Consider the following 20,428-nt stretch of genomic DNA (forward strand, 5'->3'; position numbering starts at 1 on the left):
AATACCGCTCAATTTCTTCAGATAACCGTGCCGCAGCGTCACTCGGCAGCACGGTCAGGCATTAGCATGGCTATCAGTGTTTTCGACCTTTTCAAAATCGGCATCGGGCCGTCCAGTTCCCACACCGTCGGCCCTATGCGGGCGGCGGCGACCTTTGCCCAGGCCCTGCGCGAACAGGGCCTGTTGGCCAGCACCCGCCGGGTCGAGGTGCGGCTCTATGGCTCGCTGTCGGCCACCGGCGTCGGCCATGCCACCGACCGCGCCTGCCTGCTCGGGCTGATGGGCCAGTGGCCGGACCGCATCGACCCGGCCACCATCGACTCGCGCATTGGCCAGGTGCTGCAGGAACATTGCCTGCTGCTCGACGGCAGCCAGCCGCTGGCATTCGAATACAGCCGCGACATGCTGCTGCTCGACGAGAGCCTGCCGTACCACCCCAATGCCATGCGCCTGGAAGCCCTGGACGGGCACACCAGCCTGTTGCGCCAGACCTACTATTCGGTGGGCGGTGGCTTCATTGTCGAGCAGGCCGAGGTCGATGCGCCCCAAGCCGCAGGGGATGCAGTGACGTTACCGTACGCGTTCGACAGTGCGGCGCAGTTGCTGAGCTTGTGCAAGGCCCACGGCCTGAGCGTGGCGCAACTGATGATGGCCAACGAATGCGCCTGGCGCCCGGAAGCCGAAGTGCGCGAGGGGCTGCTGCAAATCTGGGCAGCAATGCGTGAATGCGTCGACAACGGCTTGCGCAACGAAGGCATCCTGCCTGGCGGCTTGCAGGTCAAGCGCCGCGCCGCGCGGCTGCACCGCAGCCTGCAGGAGCTGGGCAAGCCCAACGTGATTGGCTCCACCCTCAGTGCCATGGAGTGGGTCAACCTGTTCGCCCTGGCGGTGAACGAAGAGAACGCCGCCGGCGGGCGTATGGTCACCGCGCCCACCAACGGCGCGGCCGGCATCATCCCGGCGGTGCTGCATTACTACATGAAGTTCAACCCGGGCGCCTGCGACGCCGATGTGGTGGACTTCCTGCTGGCGGCCGCCGCGGTCGGCATCCTGTGCAAGAAGAACGCGTCGATTTCCGGCGCCGAGGTCGGCTGCCAGGGCGAGGTGGGTTCGGCCTGTGCGATGGCCGCTGCCGGCCTGGCCCAGTTGCTGGGCGCTACGCCGCCGCAGCTGGAAAATGCCGCTGAAATTGCCCTGGAGCACAATCTCGGCCTGACCTGCGACCCGGTCGGCGGCCTGGTGCAGGTGCCGTGCATCGAGCGCAACGCGATTGCCGCAGTGAAAGCGATCAACGCCGTGCAGATGGCGTTGCGCGGGGATGGCGAGCATTTCATCTCGCTCGATCGGGCAATCCGCACCATGCGTGATACCGGGGCGGACATGCATGCCAATTACAAGGAAACGTCACGCGGCGGCCTGGCTGTGGCATTCGTCGAGTGCTGAGTAAAGCACTGACTGCTGTGGGAGCGGGCGTGCCCGCGAAGGCCCCCGCTCCCACACGTCATGTTCAGGCGGTTATTTGCGGGCTTTCTGCTTCGCCTCGAGGAAGCTCGCACGCATGTCCTTGGCCCAGCCATCCAGCACCGGCTTGACGTCGTTCAGCGTCAGCTGCGTGGTTTTGTTCTCCAGTTCCTGCCCCGCGCCTTTGCGTACCACCTGGGCCAGTACCTTCTGGTTCGCACCATCGAGGAAGGCTGCCTCCACGCCAACCTCCACATCCTGATCACGGCCGCCCATGGCGGTGTTGACGCCGGCTGAAATCAGTGCGATCGGGATGACTTCATAGGGCTTGAGGCCCTCGTTGCTGGTGGATACCGCGGTGATCGCCGGGCGTACCACGATCACCCCGGGGCCAGGGCCCTTGGCCAGCGGCACGACGCTGCCCATTTCGCGGCGCAGCGCTTCGTTGAAGTAGCGGGTGATGTCCTGCAGCGTCTGCGTCGAGATGACCGCCGTCGGCTGCGGCCTGGGGTAGAACTGGCTGGGCTCGATGAACACCTGGCTGTACTGGTTGACGTTGACCTTGGGGTCGATCCAGCGCATCACCGGGTCGCCCGAAGGGCTCTTGGTTTCTTGCAGCCGGCTGTAGTCCTTGAGGAAGCCGGAGTAGTCCTTGGGGTCCACGCGATTGCTGGAGCAGGCGGCCACGGCGAGCAATGCGGCGCACAGCAGGGTGATGCGAGGCAATGATTTCATGATGAAAAAGCATCCATGATAGGTCGGCCAGAACAACGCTAGCAGGTGCGCGACAGATGGCCAGTGGGCGAGTTCAATCTGTTGTGGGAAATGCCTTATGTGACTTCTTCAGGCAGTCAACCATGAACCGAGCCCTGCCAGAGCAACGTGTGTTCAAGCGGCGACGCTTCCTACACGGCCTTGGGACCTCGCTGGCTTTTCATCAGCTCTCGCTGTTGGAAAAATATGCCCGTTACGGGTATGGTTGAGAGCAGGTAATGAAGATTTTCAAACGCAGGGATTTTGCGCGTTGGCAAGCTGCTCACAGGCTCAGTGATGAAACACTGTGTAAAGCAGTGGATGAGATGTGCAGAGGCCTGGTGGATGCAAGCCTGGGTGGAGAGTTGTTCAAAAAGCGTGTTGCCGCTCAGGGTGTGGGCAAGCGCGGCGGTTATCGAACCCTTCTCTCTGCTCGCGTTGGCAATCGGTGTGTTTTTCTGCATGGCTTTGCCAAAAGCGGCAAGACAAATATCACCTTGGAAGAACAGAGAGCATTGCGATTCGCGGGCAAAGTTTTTCTGGATTTATCACCGCTAGCGCTCTATCGGGCGTTGCAAGCGGGTGTGCTAATGGAGGTCTGTTGTGAGCAGCAAGTTGATTGAATCGTTACGTGAGGACCTTGTCGCGCTCCACGAGGCCGGAGCGATCGGCAAGGTCACCCTTCGTGATTATGAAGCGCTGTGTCCTGCACCGGTGCGGGATTTCAGCGCGTTGGATATACGCCGTTTGCGTGAAACACTTAATTTCAGCCAACCGGTGTTCGCGCGGTACCTGCACACAAGTGCATCCACCGTGCGCAAATGGGAGCAAGGGGAGACGCGTCCATCAGGGCCAGCGTTGAAGCTGCTGAATGTTATTGAAAGCAAAGGGTTACAGGTTCTTATCTGAGCTGCCTTTGACTGTATTCAGCAAGAACACCGCAGCCTTAACCCAACACCTCACGCAAGCGATACCACAGCATCCCCAGCGCCAGCAGCGGCGAGCGCAATGCCTTGCCGCCGGGGAAGGTCAGGTGGGGTACCGCGCTGAACACATCCAGCCCCTGGCTGTGGCCGAGGGCGATGCTTTCGGCCAGCAGTTTCGCGGTCCAGTGCGTTACGTTCAGCCCATGCCCGGAATAGCCCTGGGCGTAGTACACATTGGGCTGCTGGCTGAGGCGGCCGACCTGGGGGAAGCGGTTGGCGGTGATGCCGATCATGCCACCCCATTGGTAGTCGATACGCACGCTGGCCAGTTGCGGGAATACCTTCAGCACCTTGGGCCGCATGTAGGCCGCGATGTCCTTGGGGTCGCGGCCGGAATAGTGGCAGGCACCGCCGAACAGCAGGCGCCGGTCGGCCGTGAGGCGATAGTAGTCCAGGCCGACCTTCTGATCGCACAGCGCCATGTTCTGCGGGATCAGGCTGCTGGCCAGCGCTTCGGGCAATGGCTCGGTGGCCACCACGTAGCTGCCGGCCGGCAGTACCTTGCCGCTCAGGCGCGGTTCCAGGTCATCGAGGTGGGCGTTGCAGCCGAGCACCAGGCTGCTTGCCCGCACCTTGCCGCGGGCGGTGTGCAGGGTCACGCGCGGGCCGTGCTCGATGCGCAGCACCGGGCTCTGCTCGAAGATGCGCACCCCCAGGCCGTGGGCGGCACGCGCTTCGCCCTGCACCAGGTCGAGCGGGTGCAGGTGGCCCGAGCCCATGTCCACCAGGCCGCCGGCATAGCGGTCGCTGGCGACGATCTGGTGCAGCTGGTCGGCGCCAACCAGGCGGGTTTCGGGGCGATAGCCGAGTGCGGCCAGGTCGTCCAGTTCGTCGCTGAAGGCGGCGTATTGCGCAGCGGTATTGGCCAGCTCGCAGAAGCCCCAGCGCAGGTCGCAGGCAATGCCGTAGCGGGCGATACGGCTGGCCACCAGCGCCACCGAATCGATACCGGCCTGCTGCAGGTAACGCACGCCGTCCTGGCCGACATGCGGGGCGAAACCGCTGACGTCATGGCCAATGCCGCGAATCAGCTGGCCGCCGTTGCGCCCGCTGGCGCCCCAGCCGATGCGCCGGCCTTCCAGCAGTACCACCGAGAGGCCGCGCTCGGCCAGCTCCAGGGCGGTGTTGACCCCGGTCAGGCCGCCGCCGACTACGCACACATCGGCGGTCAGTTCAGCGTCCAGGCTGGGGTAGGGCGCCGCATCGCGTGCCGTGGCGGCGTAGTACGAAGCGGTGTGTTGGGTAGTGAAGGACATGAGCGTTCTCGACTCAGCGGTTGGATTTGATCTTGCTCCACGAGCGGGTCATGACGCGCATGATCTTCGGGCTTGGCGTGCTGGAGACGTACAGCTTGTCCAGCACCTGCTGAGGCGGGTAAACCTCGGGGTTGTCGGCCAGCGAGGCGTCCATGTAGGCCTTGGCATCAGGGTTGGCGTTGGCGTAGCCGACCGTGGCACTGACCTTGGCGATCACCTTGGGGTCGAGCAGGTAGTTGATGAACGCCAGGGCCTGCTCGGGGTTGTTGGCGTCCTTGGGGATGGCCAGCAGGTCGAACCACAGGTTGCTGCCTTCCTTGGGAATGCTGTAGGCGATCTTTACGCCGTTGTTTGCCTCGACGGCGCGGTTGGCGGCCTGGAACACATCGCCGGAGTAGCCGAAGGCCACGCAGACATTACCGTTGGCCAGGTCGGAGACGTATTTCGAGGAGTGGAAGTAAGTGATGTAGGGGCGCAGTTCGAGCAGGCGGGCTTCTGCCTTGGCGTAATCGGCCGGTGTTTCGCTGCGCGGGTCCAGGCCCAGGTAGTTGAGCATGGCCGGGAACAGTTCGTCGGGCGAGTCCAGGAACGCCACGCCGCACTGCTTGAGCTTTTTCAGGTTCTCCGGCTCGAACAGCACCGTCCATGAGTCGATACGGTCGATGCCCAGCGCCGCCTTCACCTTGTCGACGTTGTAGCCGATGCCGTTGGTGCCCCACAGGTAGGGCACGGCGTACTGGTTGCCGGGGTCGTTCTGTTCCAGCAGCTTGAGCAGCTTGGGGTCCAGGTGCTGCCAGTTCGGCAGCTTGCTGCGGTCCAGCGGCCGGAAGGCGCCGGCCTGGGCCTGGCGGGCGAGGAAATGGTTGGACGGCACCACCACATCATAACCGGTGCGCCCGGCCAGCAGCTTGCCTTCAAGGGTTTCGTTGGAATCGAACACGTCATACACCACCTTGATCCCGCTGCTGGCCTGGAAGTCGGCGAGGGTGGTGTCGCCTATGTAGTCGGTCCAGTTGTACACGCTGACCGACGGGGTGGCCTGGGTGGTGGTGGCGAACAGCAGGGTGAATGCAGCGGGGATCAAGGCTTGCAGATGACGCATGGGGACACCTCGTTGGTCTTGTTCTGGGTATCAGGGGCAGGGGCTGCGAAGCAGCCCCAAGATCGGTCAGACGCTCAGCATCAGGAACTCACGCTCCCATGAGCTGATCACGCGCTTGTAGTTCTCGTGCTCGGCACGCTTGACCGCCACATAGCCCTGGACGAACTGCTTGCCCAGGTACTGCTGCACGGTTTCGCAGTCTTCCATGTGCTGCAGGGCGTCCTCGATGGTGATCGGCAGGCGCAGGTTGCGCCGTTCGTAGGCACGTCCCTGCACCGGGGCGCTGGGCTCGATGCGCTCAAGCATGCCCAGGTAGCCGCACAGCAGGCTGGCGGCGATGGCGAGGTAGGGGTTGGCATCGGCGCCCGGCAGGCGGTTTTCCACGCGCATCGCCTCGGGGCTGGAGGTCGGCACGCGCAGGCCGGCGGTGCGGTTCTCTTCACCCCACTCGACATTGACCGGTGCCGAGGTGTCCGGCAGAAACCGGCGGAACGAGTTGACGTTGGGCGCGAACATTGGCAACAGCTTGGGGATGTACTTCTGCAGGCCGCCGATGTGGTACAGGAACAGCTGGCTCATGCTGCCGTCGTCATTGGCGAAGATCGGCTTGCCGGTGGCGATGTCGACCACGCTCTGGTGCAGGTGCATGGCACTGCCGGGTTCGTCGGTGATCGGCTTGGCCATGAAGGTGGCGGCCACGTTGTGCTTGAGCGCTGCCTCGCGCATGGTGCGCTTGAACACGGTGATCTGGTCGGCCAGGTCCAGCGCGTCGCCATGGCGGAAGTTGATCTCCATCTGTGCCGGGCCGTCTTCATGGATCAGCGTGTCAAGGTCCAGGCCCTGAATCTCGCACCAGTCGTAGACGTCTTCGAACAGCGGGTCGAATTCGTTGGCAGCATCGATCGAGAACGACTGGCGGCCGCTTTCGGCACGGCCCGAACGCCCCAGTGGCACCTGCAGCGGCAAGTCCGGGTCTTCGCAGCGCTGGGTCAGGTAGAACTCCATCTCCGGCGCGACAATCGGCTGCCAGCCTTGGTCGGCATACAGCTTGAGTACCTTCTTCAGCACGTTGCGTGGCGACAGTTCGATCGGCTTGCCTTGCTTGTCGAAGGTGTCGTGAATGACGATGGCAGTCGGCTCGATCGCCCAAGGGATCTGGTACACCGCAGCCGGGTCGGGGCGGCAGACCATGTCGATGTCGGCGGCATCGAGCAGGTTGTAGTAGATGTCATCATCGACGTAGTCGCCGGTGACCGTCTGCAACAGCACGCTCTCTGGCAGGCGCATGCCGCGTTCGTGGAGAAACTTGGCGGTGGGTGCGATCTTGCCGCGGGCGATGCCGGTCAGGTCGCTGATCACGCATTCGACTTCGGTGATGCGGTGTTCTTTCAGCCAGGTGGACAGCTGATCGAAGGGGGCGTTCATACAGACCTCTTGGTTGGGTTTTAGTGTGGGAGCGGCCCGGCCTGCGGCACACATTGCACGCTTGTGCAGGCGTTGCGCTTCCCAGGTGACGCGCTGGGTACTATCTTGGTCGCAGCCCCTGGGGGCGATCTATCCACTTTCTTCGCCATCGAATGCACCAGAAGAGTGCATACAGGACAACCCGTGACAACCGCCAATGCCTTGCAGTTCCAGGCCTTCCATACCACCGACGTTACCGAGCAGGTGCGCGCCACGCCGGGCTGGCAGCAACAGTACCGGCAGATGTCGCCCGGCCATTTCAGCGGTGAGCTGCGTTGCCTGGGGCTGGATGGCGTGGAGGTGTACGAGGAGCGCCTGAACACCCGTGTGGAGCAGTTTTTCCGCGCGCCGAGCGGTTCGCTGGCGTTCTGTTTCGACCGCAGCGAGAACAGCCTGTACCTGCTCAATGAGCAGAGCCGCAACATCTGGATCACGCCGGAGAACTACCAGGAAGTGGCCGTGGTGTTCGACCAGGCTTTCCTCGCCCGCCACGGGCTCGACCCGCAGCGCCTGGAGGGCTTGTTCATGGTGCCTCTGGGCAGCGGGCAGAACGCGCTGTTCGGCAGCTGGCTGAGCGCGACCCTGACCCGCCTGGGCGAGGCCGATTGCCCGTTGCAGGGGCAGGCCCTGGCGGAGCAGTTGCTGGAGGACTGCCTGTTCATCCTCGACAACGCCTGCCAGCGCCTGCAGGGCGGGGCGCTGGGCCGACGCGACGAGGAGCGGGCGATCATGCGCCGGGTGAGCGAGTGGGCCGCCGACTGCCCTGAGGAAACGCTGAACCTGATGGAGCTGGCAGCGGTAGCCGGGGTTTCCCTGCGCCAGTTGCAGCAAGCGTTCAAGGCGTACACCGGCATGCCGCCGGCGCACTGGTTGCGCTTGCGCCGGTTGAACGGCGCGCGGCGTGACCTGTTGCGCGGGGGCGGGGTGACGGTGGCCGAAGTGGCGATGCGCTGGTCGTTCTGGCATTTGGGAAGGTTTTCAGAGAGTTACCGGCAGTTGTTCAAGGAGTTTCCGAGCGAGACCTTGAAGCGCGGCAGGGGCTGAGGTTGGTGGTGGGGCTGCTGGCCTCTTCGCGGGCTTGCCCGCTCCCACAGGATCACCTCAGGTTCGAACAATGTGCGGTCCCTGTGGGAGCGGGCAAGCCCGCGAAGAGGTCGGCCCAGGCACTACACAACCCAGCATTGCGCCGCAAAAATTGCTATCGTGCCGCCCTGATTCCACCCGAGGTGCCGATGTTCTACCTGCCTTTGCCCAGCGACCAGGCCGAGCGCCTCGCCAGTGCGCCCACCACCGACTTCTTCAGCGCCGCCAGCATCCTCGACGCCGCTGCGGTGCTGTTCGTGCAGAACCTGCCCCGTCAACCCGCCAGCGCCTCGGCAGACGCCCAGGAACGCCGCTTTGCCGAAATCGTGCGCATCGCCAGCGAAGTCGAACAAGCCGCCCCCGGGCGCTTCCAGGGCCAGGTAGCGCAACACTTCGATCGCGAAGCCTTTGCCATGGGCCTGGGCCTGCTCGGCGAAAACGCTATCGCGCTGCTGTCCGCCGAGGTGCCGTACAGCGCCGACGAGCTACTGGACGCCGAAGGCCACTGGAACTTTCAGTTCGCCGACCGCTATCGCCAGCGCGCAACACCGCTGCACCCGGTGCACCTGCCGGCGCTGGCCAGCGACCTGATGCTCAGCGACCAGCAGAACCGCCTGCTGCGGGAATTTCTCGGCGGTAGCGACGAATCGGTGGCGGTGCAGGGCTTCGCCGGTACCGGCAAGACCTTCCTGATCCACCAGTTCGCCCGCCTGCTCGAGCCGCAGCGCACCTTGCTGCTGGCGTTGACCGAAGGCCAGCTGCGCGCCCTGCAGGCGCGGGTCAAGGACGCCGCCGCGTACACCGCGCTGACTTTTGGCCAGCTGGCCGATGAACTGCTCAACCGCGACATGACCAGCAACGGCTGGCGCCTGCGTGACCCGTACCGCACCAAGCTGTCGTGGCGCCCGCAGGAGGCGCAGGTGGTGCGTTGGCTGGCGATACCCGACATCGGCCCGCTGGCCGCCCGCGAGGTGGTCGCCTTGTGCATTCGCGCCGTGCGCAGCTTCTGCCACAGCGCCGACACCCAGCTGCAGTTGCACCACCTGCCCTGGGCCGGCCCGGGCACCACGCCGCTGGACCAGGAGGTGTTGCTGGAGAAGGCACGCTTGTACTGGCAGGAACTGATTCGCCCGTCAGCCCGGGACATTCAGTTGCCGGTGCGCGACTACCACCGGGTCAAGTTGCTGTCGCTGACCGGTTATGTGATCGACAGTCGCTACAGCCATGTCATCGTCGACGAAGCCCACGAGCTGTCGGCACCGATGCTCGCCGTGCTCGACCGCAGCCCGCAGTCGATCATCGCCCTGGGTGACGAGTTGCAGAACCTCAACGGCCTCAGCGCGCACCACGGCAGCTTCATCCGCCAGCGTTACATCGACCACTCGCTGCGCGCCGGGCCGGCGATGGACAGCGTGCTCAACCCGCTGATCCAGGCTCACCCGGCAGCGATCCAGGCGGCCTTCAGCGGCAGCGCCGAGCATTACACCCGGGTCAGCTTCTTCGACACGGTCAGCGTGCCGGAACAGCCCACGGCATTGATCGTCGATGACGAATGGGGCTTGTTTGGCTGGTTCCAGCGCCTGACGCACCAGGGCGTACCGTTCATTTTGTTGAAGAGCGCGCGCAAGGACTTCGAGCTGTTCGTCGAGGACTGCATCGAGCTGTACCGCTACGGCACCCGGGCACGCCACCCGATGCTGTTCCGCTACCCCAGCTGGCAGGCGCTGGAACAGGACAAGGGCGACGACAAAGCGTTTCTCGCAGTGGCCAGCATGCTGCGCAAGGGCTACACCCCGGAGCACTTTGCCAAGGCCAAGAGCCGTTACCGCTGGGACAAGGCGCCGAAGCTGTTCCTCGGGCGGGTGCGCGATGTGAAGAACATGGAGTTCGCCCGGGTGATGGTGTCGCCGGAGCTGATGGTGGCGCCGCAGGTGGCGGGTAACCGCAATGAGCGGGCGCGGATGCTGGCGGGGCTGTACACCGCCTGTTCGCGGGCGCGGCATGAGCTGATCGTGCCGGGGGGGATGCTGGACTGGGTCAAGGACCAGGTTCGGGATTGAGGCCGCTCCCACAGGGTGAACGCAATTTCCTGTGGGAGCGGCCTTGTGTCGCGAAAGGGCTGCAAAGCAGCCCCAAGGGCATGAATCAGTTACGGTCCAGCCACACCGTCTGGGCATTGGTGAACTCACGCACGCCAAAGTGCGACAATTCGCGCCCGAAGCCGCTCTTCTTCACCCCGCCAAACGCCACCCGGGGGTCGGAAGCGCAGTAGCCGTTGATGAACACACCACCGGTGTCCAGCGCCGCCGTCATGCGCTCGGCCAACGCGTAGTCGGCGGTGTAGATGGTCGCGGCCAGGCCGAAATCGCTGTCGTTGGCCAGTTCTACCGCATGCTCGGCATCACGGGCACTGATGATCGCCGCCACCGGCCCGAACAGCTCCTGCTTGAACGCGGTCATCTGCGGGGTGACGTTGGTGAACACGGTCGGCGCGTAGAAGTTGGCCACACCCTCGAGCTTGTGCCCGCCCAGCAGCAGGGTAGCGCCTTCGGCGAGGGTCGCCTGAACCTGGCCATCCAGCTCGTCGCGCAGGTCGTAGCGGGCCATCGGGCCGATATAGGTGTCGTCTTGCAGCGGGTTGCCGACCTTCAGCTCGCGCGTGGCTTCGACGAACTTGCGGGTGAATTGGTCAACGATGCTTTCTTCGACGATCAGGCGCTTGGCCGCAGCGCAGACCTGGCCGGTGTTCTGGTAACGGCCGATCACCGCAGCCTTGACGGCGGCATCCAGGTCGGCATCGGCCAGCACGATGAACGGGTCGGAACCGCCCAGCTCCAGCACGCATTTCTTCAGCGCGGCACCGGCTTGCGCACCAATCGCCATGCCGGCACGCACGCTGCCGGTGAGGGTCACGGCGGCGATGCGCGGGTCGTTGATGGCGCGGGTGACGCCGTCCGGGGTCACGTTCAGCACTTCGAACACGCCTTGCGGCAGGCCGGCATCCTTGAACAGCTCGCCCAGCAGGTAAGCGCTGCCCATCACGTTCGGGGCATGCTTGAGCACGTAGGTGTTACCGGCCAGGATCGCCGGCACCGCGCCGCGCAGCACCTGCCAGACCGGGAAGTTCCACGGCATCACGGCCAGGATCGGGCCCAGCGGGCGGTACTCGATGCGGGCTTTGTCGACCTGGGTCGGCTCGGCGGCGAGCATTGCCGGGCCGTGCTCGGCGTACCAGCGGCACAGGCCGACGCACTTGCTGACTTCACCGCGGGCCTGAGCGATCGGCTTGCCGATTTCGCGGCTGATCATTTGCGCGAACGCTTCGGCCTTGGTTTCGAGCGTGCTGGCCAGGGCCAGCAGGTACTCGCTGCGCTGGCCCAGCGACACCTGGCGCCACTGGCGGTAGCCAACCTTGGCACGTTGCAGCGCCGCTTCCAGTGCGGCGTCGCTGTCGAACGGGTAGGCGCCGATCTGCTCGCCGCTGAACGGGTCGAGGGAGATGGCATGGGTCAGGCTGCTGATCGCACTCATGGCGGGCACTCTCGTTATCGTTAACCAAGTGAGGCCAGACTAGTGGGCTATGGCTTTAATGAAAACTGAATAATAATGAGCGAAACATTCACGTTTGGAGAAAGGCTGTGGACCTGGTGCAACTGGAGATCTTCAAGGCCGTGGCCGAGCAGGGCAGCATCAGTGCCGCCGCGCAGCATATCCATCGGGTGCCGTCGAACCTGACCACGCGCATCAAGCAACTGGAAGAAGACCTGGGCGTGGAGCTGTTCATTCGCGAGAAGAGCCGCCTGCGCCTGTCGCCGGCGGGGTGGAATTTCCTTGAGTACACCCGGCGCATTCTCGACCTGGTGCACGAGGCGCGGCTGACCGTGGCCGGCGAAGACCCGCAGGGCACCTTTGCCCTCGGTTCGCTGGAAAGCACGGCGGCGGTGCGCATCCCGGCCTTGCTGGCGGCGTACAACCAGCGCTACCCCAAGGTCGACCTGGACCTCTCCACCGGGCCGTCGGGGACCATGCTCGAAGGCGTGCTGTCTGGCCGCCTGGTGGCAGCGTTCGTCGATGGGCCGGTACTGCACCCGACACTGGAGGGCATCCCGGTGTTCGAAGAAGAAATGGTGCTCATCGCGCCGCTCAATCACGCCCCGGTAGCCCGCGCCCAGGACGTCAATGGCGAAAGCATCTACGCCTTTCGCGCCAACTGTTCGTACCGCCATCACTTCGAGAACTGGTTCGTCCAGGACCAGGCGGTGCCGGGCAAGATCCACGAGATGGAGTCGTACCACGGCATGCTGGCCTGCGTCAGTGCGGGGGCCGGCCTGGCCATGATGCCGCGCAGCATGCTCGACAACATGCCCGGTTGCAGCACCGTCAGCGCCTGGCCGATGTCGGAGGATTTCCGCTACCTGAAAACCTGGCTGGTGTGGCGCCGGGGCACGGTATCGCGCAGCCTGAGCATGTTCGTGAAATTGCTTGAGGAAGGGCGCACAACTGCTTGATGCAGCAAACAATGGCGCTTTTTCCAGTGAATTTCATCCCGGCACCCACGCATCAGCGCGAACAGCCCTGCGCCTGAAGGATCAGATGCTAGGTAAGCCATCCTCACAGGAGGGTCATACCATGCGTAACCATCACTATGCCCTCGGCGCGACGCTGCTGATCGCCCTGGCCATGCCCTGGACCCTGGCCGCCGCCGCCGACCTCAACGCTCCCATCGACATGCAGGCCGTGCAGCTGCAGCCGCAGGAGCAGAACGGCGTTCGCTACCTGCAAGGCGGCATCGGCCAGGATGAAGCCAATGCCCTGCGCAAGACCCCGGGCTACGACCTGCACGTGGAACTGTCCACCGGGCCGGAAGGCAAGTTCCAGAGCGGTGCCACGGTCGACATCCAGAACGCCCAGGGCCAGCCCGTGCTCAGCGTCAGCGACGCCGGGCCGCTGCTGTATGTGCAGTTGCCTCCCGGCAAATACAAGGTCACCGGCAACGCTCAGGGCGAGACGGTGCAACAGCTGGTTACCGTGAACGGCCAGGCGCCGACGACCGTGAACCTGAACTGGCGTTGATGCAATGAGCCAGCAGGAGTACGCATGTGCTCCTGCTGGCTACGACTGAACCTGTCGCTGCGAGCTGACGGCATTAGCCAATGGTGGCAGTTTACTTTCAACTTTCCGTTTATCTGGACGATAATCGAAAGTATTGCTTTGTGTGACCGGCATGGATGTCGCCGGTCAACCGCATAACATCGAGGGGCCCAAGCCCCCACATGCCGTGTAGACCATCAGGAGAAGTCGTTGATGAAAACCCGTCTAGCAGCCTCGCTGGCCGTTGCAATGCTGGCCTTCGCCGGGGCGAACCTGGCCCAGGCCGCACAGGTGTCCGGCGCTGTCGGCGCCACTGGCCAGGGCGACATGACCTACCGTATCGGCCTGTCGTTCGACTGGGACAAGAAGTGGCTGGAAAGCAGCACCGGTTATCTGACCGGCTATTGGGATGCGGCCTACACCTACTGGGAAGGCGGCGAGGCCAGTGCTGCGCATTCGCTGTCGTTCAGCCCGGTGTTCACCTACGAATTCAGCGGTTTCACCTATACCCCGTACATCGAGGCCGGGATTGGCCTGGCGGCGTTTTCCAAGACCGATGTCGGCGACCAGCGCCTGGGGTCGGCGGTCAACTTCGAAGACCGCATCGGCTTTGGCCTGAAGTTGCCGGGGGACCAGAAGGTCGGCATCCGCGCGATGCACTATTCCAATGCGGGGCTCAAGCAGCCTAACGACGGCATTGAGTCGTACTCGCTGTTCTACAGCAAAGGCTTCTGACGCACGGGGCCGCCAGGCGGCCCATCGCTGGCAAGCCAGGCTCCCACAGGGATCGCGCCAATATGTAAAGATTGAGCAAGACACAAGCAACTGTCTTACTCAATTTCTAAAGGCTGGCGCGATCCTTGTGGAAGCTGCCTTGCCGGCGATGGGCTGCGAAGCAGCCCCGGGGTTTGTCAGAAAGTATACGAAACCCCGGCCTGCACCGTCCGCGGTGCGCCTGGGTAGGCGTAGAAGTTGAACGCACCCTCGTCGTATTCCTTGTTGAACAGGTTCTTCACATCCAGGTTGAGACGAACGTGTTCGTTGACCTTGTAGAAGGTCAGCAGGTCGACGACGGTGTACTGGTCCATGTTGTAGGTGACTGCCTCGGTCTGGCCATTGCGGTCATCGACATATTTCACCCCGACCCCCAGGCCAAGGCCTTTGGCGAATCCGCCCTGGAATTCGTAGGTGTTGAGCAGGCTGAAGGTGTTCTGTGGAATGTTCGCCAGGCGCGTACCGCTCGGCAGCCGCTGGTCCTTGGTCACTTCGGCGTCAACGTAAGCGTAACCACCGATCATCCGCCATTCTGGCGTGATGTTGCCGGCGACGGTGATATCCAGGCCGCGGCTACGTACTTCACCGGCGGCGATGCTGTAGTTGGGATCGACCGGGTCACGGGTCAGCACGTTCTCCTTGACGATGTGGTAGATCGCCGCGTCAACGCTCAGTTGACGGTCCAGCGCTTCCCATTTCACACCCAGCTCATAGGACGTGCCTTTTTCCGGGTCGAAACCTGCGCCTTGCCGGCTGGCGCCCGTGTTGGGCTTGAACGAGCGGGCGGTGTTGGCATAGACCGCGACCGTGTCGGTCAGGTCGTAGATCAGGCCGAAGCGCGGGGTGACGCCGTTCTCGCCTTTGTTGAAGTCGCCCGTGGTGTTGAGCTTGTTGTCATAGTCATGCTCGAAACGCTCGAAGCGCACCCCGGCCAGTGCCTTCAGGCGCTCGGTCAGGGCTACCTGGTCCTGGATGAAGGCCGCCCAGGTCTTGAGGTTTTCCTTGTCGTGGGTGGTGGTGCGGGTCAGGGCGGGGCGTGGCTGGCCCAGTACCGGGTCGAAGATGTCGATCGGGTAGGCACTGTCACCCGCGGCCGAGCGGCGGATGATCGAGTTGTAATCGTAGTCTTCGTACTCGATACCGGTCAGTAGCGTGTGAGCGAAGCCGCCGGTGTTGAAATAGCCGGTGAGATTGAGCTGGTAGTCGCGGTCGGTCCACTCCAGTTTGCGGTAGTTGAAGTTGCGTCCCAATGTGCGACCGTCGGCTTGCAATGCGTTGGCCTCCACCGCGTTGCCCTTGAGCGAACAGTCGAGCCACTGCATGCCACCGCCCAGCGCCCAGTTTTCATTGAGCATGTGCTCGAAACGCACTTGGGCCATGTTGTTGTCGTTGTGCAGCAGGTTGTCGCTGCCTTTCTCCCAGATGTAGGTGTCGCGCGAAGCACTGCCGGTCTGGGTCGGGTAGCGGGTCAGGCCGCGGTCCAGCGGGTGGTTGTTGCGCATGAAGTCGCCTTCGAAGACGATCTTCGTGCTGTCGTTGACCTGCCAGCTGATCACCGGCGCCACGTCATAGCGCTCGCTTTCGACGTCGTCGCGGAAGCTTTCGCCGCCTTCGCCCAGCAGGTTCAGGCGGTAGGCCAGCGAACCGTCCTGGCTCAGCGGCCCGCTGGCGTCCAGGGTGGCGCGCTGCATGCCCTGGTCATCGAACTGGCTGCCCAGGGTCACCTTCGCTTCCGGCAATGGCTGCTTGCTGACCACGTTGAAGGTTCCCCCGGGGTCGCCGCGCCCGTACAGGCTGCTGGCCGGGCCACGCAGCACTTCCAGGCGTTCGACGGTATTGGCGTCCGGGGCATTGGGGTAGCCACGGTTGATCGGGAAGCCGTTGCGGTAGAACTCGCCGCTGGTGAAACCACGCACGGTAAAGGTGGTCAGGCCCTGGCCGCCGAAATTGTTGGCGCGGCCGACACCGCCAGCGTAGTCCAGGCCATCCTGCAGGCGGGTGGCACCGGTGTCTTGCAGAACGTCCTTGGGTACCACGCTGACCGATTGCGGGGTTTCGTGCAGGGCGGTGTCGGTACGGGTGGCGCTGGCCGAGCGGCTGGCCTTGTAGCCGACGACCGGGCCGTCGGCGCGTTCGCTGTCGGCACTGCTGGTAATGCTCAGCGCCTGGAGTTCTATCTGGGCGGGTTCGCCGAGCGATTCAGGTTCGGCGAAGGCCAGCGGGGAAACGGCATGAAGCACACAAAGCGAAACGAACGTGCGACGCATCGACGGTACGATCCTGAAGTAGGGCACTGAGGGCAGGGAAGATGCGCGGGGAAACTACTACGAATCATTATCAAAAGCATTATTTTTGTTTGGCACTGGTGTACCAGATACCAGGCAGGTTGATCGGTGCTCGCTTTTTCGCGGGCATGCCCGCTCCCACAGAGACCGCAATCCCTTGTGGGAGCGGGCGAGCCCGCGAAGAAGCCGGCACCCATCGACCTGTCGTCAGCGAAGGCCCTTTATCGCCAGCACATTGCACAACGGGTGTTCCAGCACATGCGCCGTGGTCCCGCCGAGGAATGTCTGCATGGCGTCATGCCGGTGGCTGCCCATCACGATCACATCCGCCCGGCTGTGCCCGACGAACTGGGCAATGGCCTTGATCGCCGCGCCTTCCAGGAAGTGCCTGCGCTCCAGGGGGATCTGATGGTGATCGCCCAGGCGGTTGAACGCCGCCCGCTGCGCGGTGCGCAGGCTGCCATCGAAACCGGGCATGGTCACCGTGCCCGCGCCGAAATCGGCGATGTGGGTCCTGGCCGCGTCGCACACATGCAGCAGGTGCAGCTCGGCGTTGCACTGCAGGGCCAGGGCGTGGGCGCAGTGGATCACCTGCTCGTCGAGGTGCTCGCCAGCGCCATGGCTGTTCAGGTCCACCGCAGCGGCAATCTGCCGCGGCAGGGGCAGGCGGATATCGCTGACCAGGTGCACGGCAACCGGGCTGTCCTTGAGCAACTGCCAGTCCAGTGGCGTGACCAGCAGGCGCTTGAGCACCGGTTCGTGCTGCACGTCCTTGATCAGCAGGTCGCAACCCAGCTGTTCGACCCGCTGCAGCACACTGCCCAGCGGGTCACGGGTCAGCAGCAGCTCGGTGGACACATCCAGGCCGGCGTTACCCAGTTGTTCGGCTTCGTCGGCCAACCATTGGCGGTTGTCGCCGAGCAGCCGCTCACGCTCGCGGCTATCGCTGATCAGGCCGAAGGTGTCGACATCGTCGACGAACACATTGATATCCAGCAAGGCACCGCTGGATTCCGCCAACGCCGCAGCGCGTTGCAGCGCCGGGGTGTGGCGCATCTGCGGGCCGAGCATGACGAACAGACGCTTGAACTGGCTCATCTCACACCTCCACGTGTGGCAGCCCCCCCGCTGATCTGGCCCTGTTCAGTCTAGACCGTGCAGTGCCGCTTGCCGGGCGGGCGGAGGCTGGCGTGGCACGCCGGGTCGGGTATGATGCGGGCCCCATCATTTTCACGAGGCCCGCCCCATGTCCCTTAGTGCTGAACAGATCGGCGAATTCCGCGCCTTTGCCGAGCAGCTGGCCGACGCTGCCGCCGTGGCGATCCAGCCGTACTTTCGTGCCAGCCTGGAGGTCGAGGACAAGGGCGGGCGCCTGTACGACCCGGTGACCGTGGCCGACAAGGCCGCCGAAGACGCCATGCGCGCGCTGATCCAGGCCCGCTACCCCGAGCACGGCATTCTCGGCGAAGAAGCCGGTGTGGCGCTGGGCAGCAGCCCGCTGACCTGGGTGCTCGACCCGATCGACGGCACCCGCGCCTTCATCACTGGCCTGCCGCTGTGGGGCACGCTGATTGCCCTGAACGACGGCACGCGGCCAGTGGTCGGGGTCATGAACCAGCCATTTACCGGTGAACGCTTCGTCGGCACGCCGCAAGGCGCCTGGCGCAGCGCTACGCCGTTGAAGACCCGCGCCTGTGACGACCTGGCCTCGGCCACACTGATGTGCACCACGCCGGACATGTTCGACAGCGCAGAACGCAAGGCCGCGTTCGAAGCCGTTGCCGGCAAGGCGCGGCTGATGCGCTACGGTGGCGACTGCTATGCCTACTGCATGCTGGCGTCCGGGTTTGTCGATGTGATCGTCGAGGCCAGCCTGCAACCGTATGACGTACAGGCGCTGATGCCGATCATCGAAGGGGCGGGCGGGGTGATTACCGCGTGGGATGGCAGCAGTGCGCAGAATGGTGGTTGTGTGGTGGCTTGTGGTGACCCGGCGCTGCATGCGCAGGTGGTGGAGATGTTGCGTCACGCCATGTGATTTTGTGGTGCCTGTGGCGGCCTCTTCGCGGGCTTGCCCGCTCCCACAGGAGCAGCACAGGTTTCAGATACTGTGCGGTCCTTGTGGGAGCGGGCAAGCCCGCGAAGAGGCCGCCACAGGTCCACACAACCGTCAACCACCGCACTTTTTCGATTTTCCGGCCTCTATGCTTGACCAGGCTGCTCTGATCCCCAAGGCAGCCACCGAATATCGACCCGGTGCCGATGGTTGCGAGCTACCCGAATTTCCTCCCCCGCCTGCTGCTGGCCGGCGCCCTCACATGCCTGTGCGCCTGCACCCAGGAGCAGGGCCGCGACATGCTCGAGCAGTTCAGCAACGGTAAACCCGACGAGCTGTTCCAGACCAGCGTCGATCGCCTGGCCACGCTGTCCATGCGCGACAACCTGCAAAGCCTGTACCTGCTGATGAACAAGCTGTACCTGCGTAACCCCAACCAGTGGAAGCTGTCCGGCTACGTGGACGCGGCCACCGCCGAGCGGCAGATCCGTATCGCCATCGAACAACGCCAGCCGCTGCCGCAACTGGGCAACCGTCGCGACCTCGCCGCCTTGAGCTATGCCCTGAGCCCGGAGTTTCGCGGAGACCGGGTCGGGGCCTTCATCTACGCCATCGGCAGCATGCTGATTACCGCGCACGGCGGGCGTACCGAGTTCTACATGACCGATACCATCGACCCGCTGTTCGTCAACAACGCCGCGCGCAACATCGAGAAAGCCACCTGGATGCTCAGCCAGCGGCAGGATGCCAATGGCGTGCTGCTGCTGTTTTCCAACGAGATCTCGGAAGAGGGCAGCAACCTCAGCTTTGCCGTGGAATTCGGCAAGGTCGTGGCGCGGCTGGATTTGCTGGCGGAGTTGCTGGACGAGCGCTATCGGCGGATCGGGCTGAATTATGCGCAGAGCCTGCTGTTGATGAATTTCCTGCCGGTGCAGTGAGGGTGGCTGGCCTTACAAGGAAATTGCACTGCAGGTGCAGATGAAGGTAGCTTCCAGAAAACCGACCTTCAGGAATGCCACCCTTGGACTCCATCACCCAAGCCGTTCTCGGCGCCGCCCTGCAAGGCACCGTGCTCGGCCGTATCCAGGGCCGTCGCGCGCTGCTGTATGGCGCAGCGCTGGGCACGCTGCCCGACCTTGACGTGATCATCCGCTACGCCGACCCGGTGTCGCAGATGACCTACCACCGTGGCTTTTCCCATTCCCTGTTCGTGCTCACCGGGCTGGCCCTGGTACTGGCGTGGCTGGTCAACAAGTGCTGGCCGGGCAAAGGCTACAACGTGCCGAGGCTGTTTCTGGCGTTCTGGCTGGTGCTGGTCACTCACCCGTTGCTCGATGCCTTCACGGTCTACGGTACCCAACTGCTCTGGCCGTTGCACACCACCCCGCAAAGCTGGGCGGCGGTGTTCATCATCGACCCGATCTACACCGTGCCGCTGTTGGCGGCGGTCATTTACGCGGCGCTCAAAGGCCTGACCGGCCAGGCAACGCGGTCGTTGACCCTGGCGTTGCTGTTCGGTGCTGCCTACCTGGGTTTCGGCCTGGCCGGGCGCATGGCTGCCGAGCAGCGTTTCCAGGCGGCGCTGGACCAGCAGGGGATCGTCGCCAGCGAGGTACGTGCCGTGCCGATCGCCTTCAACAGCCTGATCTGGAGGGTCCTGGCCAAGACCCCGGATGGCGATTACTACGAAGGCATCAGCAGCAGCTTCGACCGGCAACCGCCAGAAATGCAGCGCTTGCCGCGCAACCTGACCCTGGCGCAAGCACTGGCGAACGACCCGCTGCACCAACGCCTGCGCTGGTTCACCGATGACTGGCTGCGCTACGACCAGGTCGGCGATGCGCTGGTGGTCAGCGACCTGCGCATGGGCATCCCGGGGAACTACACGTTTCGCTTCAACATGGCCCGCCGTGACCAGCAAGGGCACTGGATTGCCGAGGTGCCGTCGATGTGGAAGGGCGCCGGGCCCGGGGCGATGTTCAATGCCGACGACCTGGCGCTGATCTGGCGCCGGATCATCACCCAGCAGCCACCGTTGCCGCTGGCTGCCTGGACCGAACGCTATCTGGGGACCAGCACCGGGCTGCAGTAGTTGCACGTGTTGGTTATCAGAGCCT

18 protein-coding genes are annotated in these 20,428 nt (G+C 64.0%); 11 read left to right on the plus strand and 7 right to left on the minus strand.

Features of this window, described 5'->3' with window-relative positions:
- Positions 1-66 precede the first annotated feature (66 nt).
- Positions 67-1,443, plus strand: coding sequence for an L-serine ammonia-lyase (locus C6A77_RS10305; RefSeq protein WP_114169372.1), 1,377 nt, complete (start codon positions 67-69; stop codon positions 1,441-1,443).
- 72 nt (positions 1,444-1,515) lie between these two features.
- Here the strand turns inward: C6A77_RS10305 and C6A77_RS10310 are convergent, their stop codons facing one another.
- Entirely contained in the window at positions 1,516-2,196 is a 681-nt protein-coding gene (locus tag C6A77_RS10310; protein WP_114169373.1) for a DUF3313 domain-containing protein, read from the minus strand.
- 257 nt (positions 2,197-2,453) lie between these two features.
- Between C6A77_RS10310 and C6A77_RS10315 the strand changes: the two genes are divergently transcribed.
- The gene (locus C6A77_RS10315; protein ID WP_114169374.1) at positions 2,454-2,837 is read left to right on the plus strand and encodes a type II toxin-antitoxin system RelE/ParE family toxin; all 384 of its coding nucleotides are present in this window, start codon (positions 2,454-2,456) and stop codon (positions 2,835-2,837) included.
- Positions 2,818-3,123, plus strand: coding sequence for a DNA-binding transcriptional regulator (locus tag C6A77_RS10320; RefSeq protein ID WP_114169375.1), 306 nt, complete (start codon positions 2,818-2,820; stop codon positions 3,121-3,123). Before C6A77_RS10315 ends, C6A77_RS10320 begins: the two co-directional genes overlap by 20 nt.
- Positions 3,124-3,160: 37 nt before the next feature.
- Here the strand turns inward: C6A77_RS10320 and C6A77_RS10325 are convergent, their stop codons facing one another.
- The 3 genes from C6A77_RS10325 to C6A77_RS10335 all read right to left on the minus strand — a co-directional run bounded on the left by C6A77_RS10325 (position 3,161) and on the right by C6A77_RS10335 (position 6,983).
- Positions 3,161-4,456 (minus strand): FAD-binding oxidoreductase, encoded by a 1,296-nt coding sequence (locus C6A77_RS10325; RefSeq protein ID WP_114169376.1) that lies wholly within the window; start codon positions 4,454-4,456, stop codon positions 3,161-3,163.
- 13 nt (positions 4,457-4,469) lie between these two features.
- Positions 4,470-5,558, minus strand: a complete 1,089-nt coding sequence (locus C6A77_RS10330; protein WP_114169377.1) for a polyamine ABC transporter substrate-binding protein — start codon at positions 5,556-5,558, stop codon at positions 4,470-4,472.
- 66 nt (positions 5,559-5,624) lie between these two features.
- Complete coding sequence (locus C6A77_RS10335; RefSeq protein WP_114169378.1) at positions 5,625-6,983, minus strand: glutamine synthetase family protein; 1,359 nt, start codon at positions 6,981-6,983, stop codon at positions 5,625-5,627.
- Positions 6,984-7,166: 183 nt separating this feature from the next.
- Between C6A77_RS10335 and C6A77_RS10340 the strand changes: the two genes are divergently transcribed.
- Together C6A77_RS10340 and C6A77_RS10345 are read left to right on the plus strand one after the other, a co-directional pair.
- Positions 7,167-8,066: a helix-turn-helix domain-containing protein gene (locus C6A77_RS10340; RefSeq protein WP_114169379.1), complete on the plus strand. Its 900-nt coding sequence runs from the start codon at positions 7,167-7,169 to the stop codon at positions 8,064-8,066.
- 137 nt (positions 8,067-8,203) lie between these two features.
- Positions 8,204-10,165 carry an AAA family ATPase gene (locus C6A77_RS10345; RefSeq protein WP_241507406.1) on the plus strand — a complete coding sequence of 654 codons (1,962 nt, stop codon included), beginning with the start codon at positions 8,204-8,206 and terminating at the stop codon, positions 10,163-10,165.
- Positions 10,166-10,250: 85 nt separating this feature from the next.
- On the opposite strand, the gene C6A77_RS10350 is transcribed toward C6A77_RS10345, so the two are convergent.
- Positions 10,251-11,636, minus strand: coding sequence for an aldehyde dehydrogenase family protein (locus tag C6A77_RS10350; protein WP_114169381.1), 1,386 nt, complete (start codon positions 11,634-11,636; stop codon positions 10,251-10,253).
- A 107-nt stretch (positions 11,637-11,743) separates the two neighbouring features.
- On the opposite strand from C6A77_RS10350, the gene C6A77_RS10355 reads away from it, so the two are divergent.
- The 3 genes from C6A77_RS10355 (at position 11,744) to C6A77_RS10365 (ending at position 13,931) form a co-directional block, all read left to right on the plus strand.
- Complete coding sequence (locus tag C6A77_RS10355) at positions 11,744-12,613, plus strand: LysR family transcriptional regulator (RefSeq protein WP_114169382.1); 870 nt, start codon at positions 11,744-11,746, stop codon at positions 12,611-12,613.
- A gap of 121 nt (positions 12,614-12,734) precedes the next feature.
- Complete coding sequence (locus C6A77_RS10360) at positions 12,735-13,178, plus strand: carboxypeptidase regulatory-like domain-containing protein (RefSeq protein WP_114169383.1); 444 nt, start codon at positions 12,735-12,737, stop codon at positions 13,176-13,178.
- A gap of 231 nt (positions 13,179-13,409) precedes the next feature.
- Positions 13,410-13,931 carry an acyloxyacyl hydrolase gene (locus C6A77_RS10365; RefSeq protein ID WP_114169384.1) on the plus strand — a complete coding sequence of 174 codons (522 nt, stop codon included), beginning with the start codon at positions 13,410-13,412 and terminating at the stop codon, positions 13,929-13,931.
- A 176-nt stretch (positions 13,932-14,107) separates the two neighbouring features.
- Here the strand turns inward: C6A77_RS10365 and C6A77_RS10370 are convergent, their stop codons facing one another.
- Positions 14,108-16,237, minus strand: coding sequence for a TonB-dependent siderophore receptor (locus C6A77_RS10370; protein ID WP_114169385.1), 2,130 nt, complete (start codon positions 16,235-16,237; stop codon positions 14,108-14,110).
- Between the two features lie 225 nt (positions 16,238-16,462).
- A complete protein-coding gene (locus C6A77_RS10375; RefSeq protein WP_114169386.1) occupies positions 16,463-17,353 on the minus strand; it encodes a universal stress protein in 891 nt (296 codons plus the stop codon).
- 148 nt (positions 17,354-17,501) lie between these two features.
- Here C6A77_RS10375 and hisN point away from each other — a divergent pair, with 148 nt between their 5' ends.
- From hisN to C6A77_RS10395, 3 genes are all read left to right on the plus strand, one after another.
- A complete protein-coding gene (gene hisN, locus C6A77_RS10380) occupies positions 17,502-18,293 on the plus strand; it encodes a histidinol-phosphatase (protein ID WP_114169387.1) in 792 nt (263 codons plus the stop codon).
- Positions 18,294-18,517: 224 nt separating this feature from the next.
- The gene (locus C6A77_RS10390) at positions 18,518-19,249 is read left to right on the plus strand and encodes a hypothetical protein (protein ID WP_114169389.1); all 732 of its coding nucleotides are present in this window, start codon (positions 18,518-18,520) and stop codon (positions 19,247-19,249) included.
- 83 nt (positions 19,250-19,332) lie between these two features.
- On the plus strand, positions 19,333-20,403 hold the full coding sequence (locus tag C6A77_RS10395; RefSeq protein WP_114169390.1) for a metal-dependent hydrolase: 1,071 nt from the start codon (positions 19,333-19,335) through the stop codon (positions 20,401-20,403).
- Positions 20,404-20,428: the final 25 nt, after the last annotated feature.

Origin of the sequence: Pseudomonas sp. AFG_SD02_1510_Pfu_092 (assembly GCF_003331055.1) — a bacterium.
Classification (GTDB): Bacteria; Pseudomonadota; Gammaproteobacteria; order Pseudomonadales; family Pseudomonadaceae; genus Aquipseudomonas.

Bases quoted from the DNA above. Each gene is read 5' to 3' on its own strand.
- C6A77_RS10325 (WP_114169376.1), bottom strand. From the start codon at position 4,456: ATGTCCTTCACTACCCAACACACCGCTTCGTACTACGCCGCCACGGCA.
- C6A77_RS10390 (WP_114169389.1), top strand. From the start codon at position 18,518: ATGGTTGCGAGCTACCCGAATTTCCTCCCCCGCCTGCTGCTGGCCGGC.
- C6A77_RS10370 (WP_114169385.1), bottom strand. From the start codon at position 16,237: ATGCGTCGCACGTTCGTTTCGCTTTGTGTGCTTCATGCCGTTTCCCCG.
- C6A77_RS10305 (WP_114169372.1), top strand. From the start codon at position 67: ATGGCTATCAGTGTTTTCGACCTTTTCAAAATCGGCATCGGGCCGTCC.
- C6A77_RS10365 (WP_114169384.1), top strand. From the start codon at position 13,410: ATGAAAACCCGTCTAGCAGCCTCGCTGGCCGTTGCAATGCTGGCCTTC.
- C6A77_RS10310 (WP_114169373.1), bottom strand. From the start codon at position 2,196: ATGAAATCATTGCCTCGCATCACCCTGCTGTGCGCCGCATTGCTCGCC.
- C6A77_RS10330 (WP_114169377.1), bottom strand. From the start codon at position 5,558: ATGCGTCATCTGCAAGCCTTGATCCCCGCTGCATTCACCCTGCTGTTC.
- hisN (WP_114169387.1), top strand. From the start codon at position 17,502: ATGTCCCTTAGTGCTGAACAGATCGGCGAATTCCGCGCCTTTGCCGAG.
- C6A77_RS10315 (WP_114169374.1), top strand. From the start codon at position 2,454: ATGAAGATTTTCAAACGCAGGGATTTTGCGCGTTGGCAAGCTGCTCAC.
- C6A77_RS10350 (WP_114169381.1), bottom strand. From the start codon at position 11,636: ATGAGTGCGATCAGCAGCCTGACCCATGCCATCTCCCTCGACCCGTTC.
- C6A77_RS10335 (WP_114169378.1), bottom strand. From the start codon at position 6,983: ATGAACGCCCCCTTCGATCAGCTGTCCACCTGGCTGAAAGAACACCGC.
- C6A77_RS10375 (WP_114169386.1), bottom strand. From the start codon at position 17,353: ATGAGCCAGTTCAAGCGTCTGTTCGTCATGCTCGGCCCGCAGATGCGC.
- C6A77_RS10360 (WP_114169383.1), top strand. From the start codon at position 12,735: ATGCGTAACCATCACTATGCCCTCGGCGCGACGCTGCTGATCGCCCTG.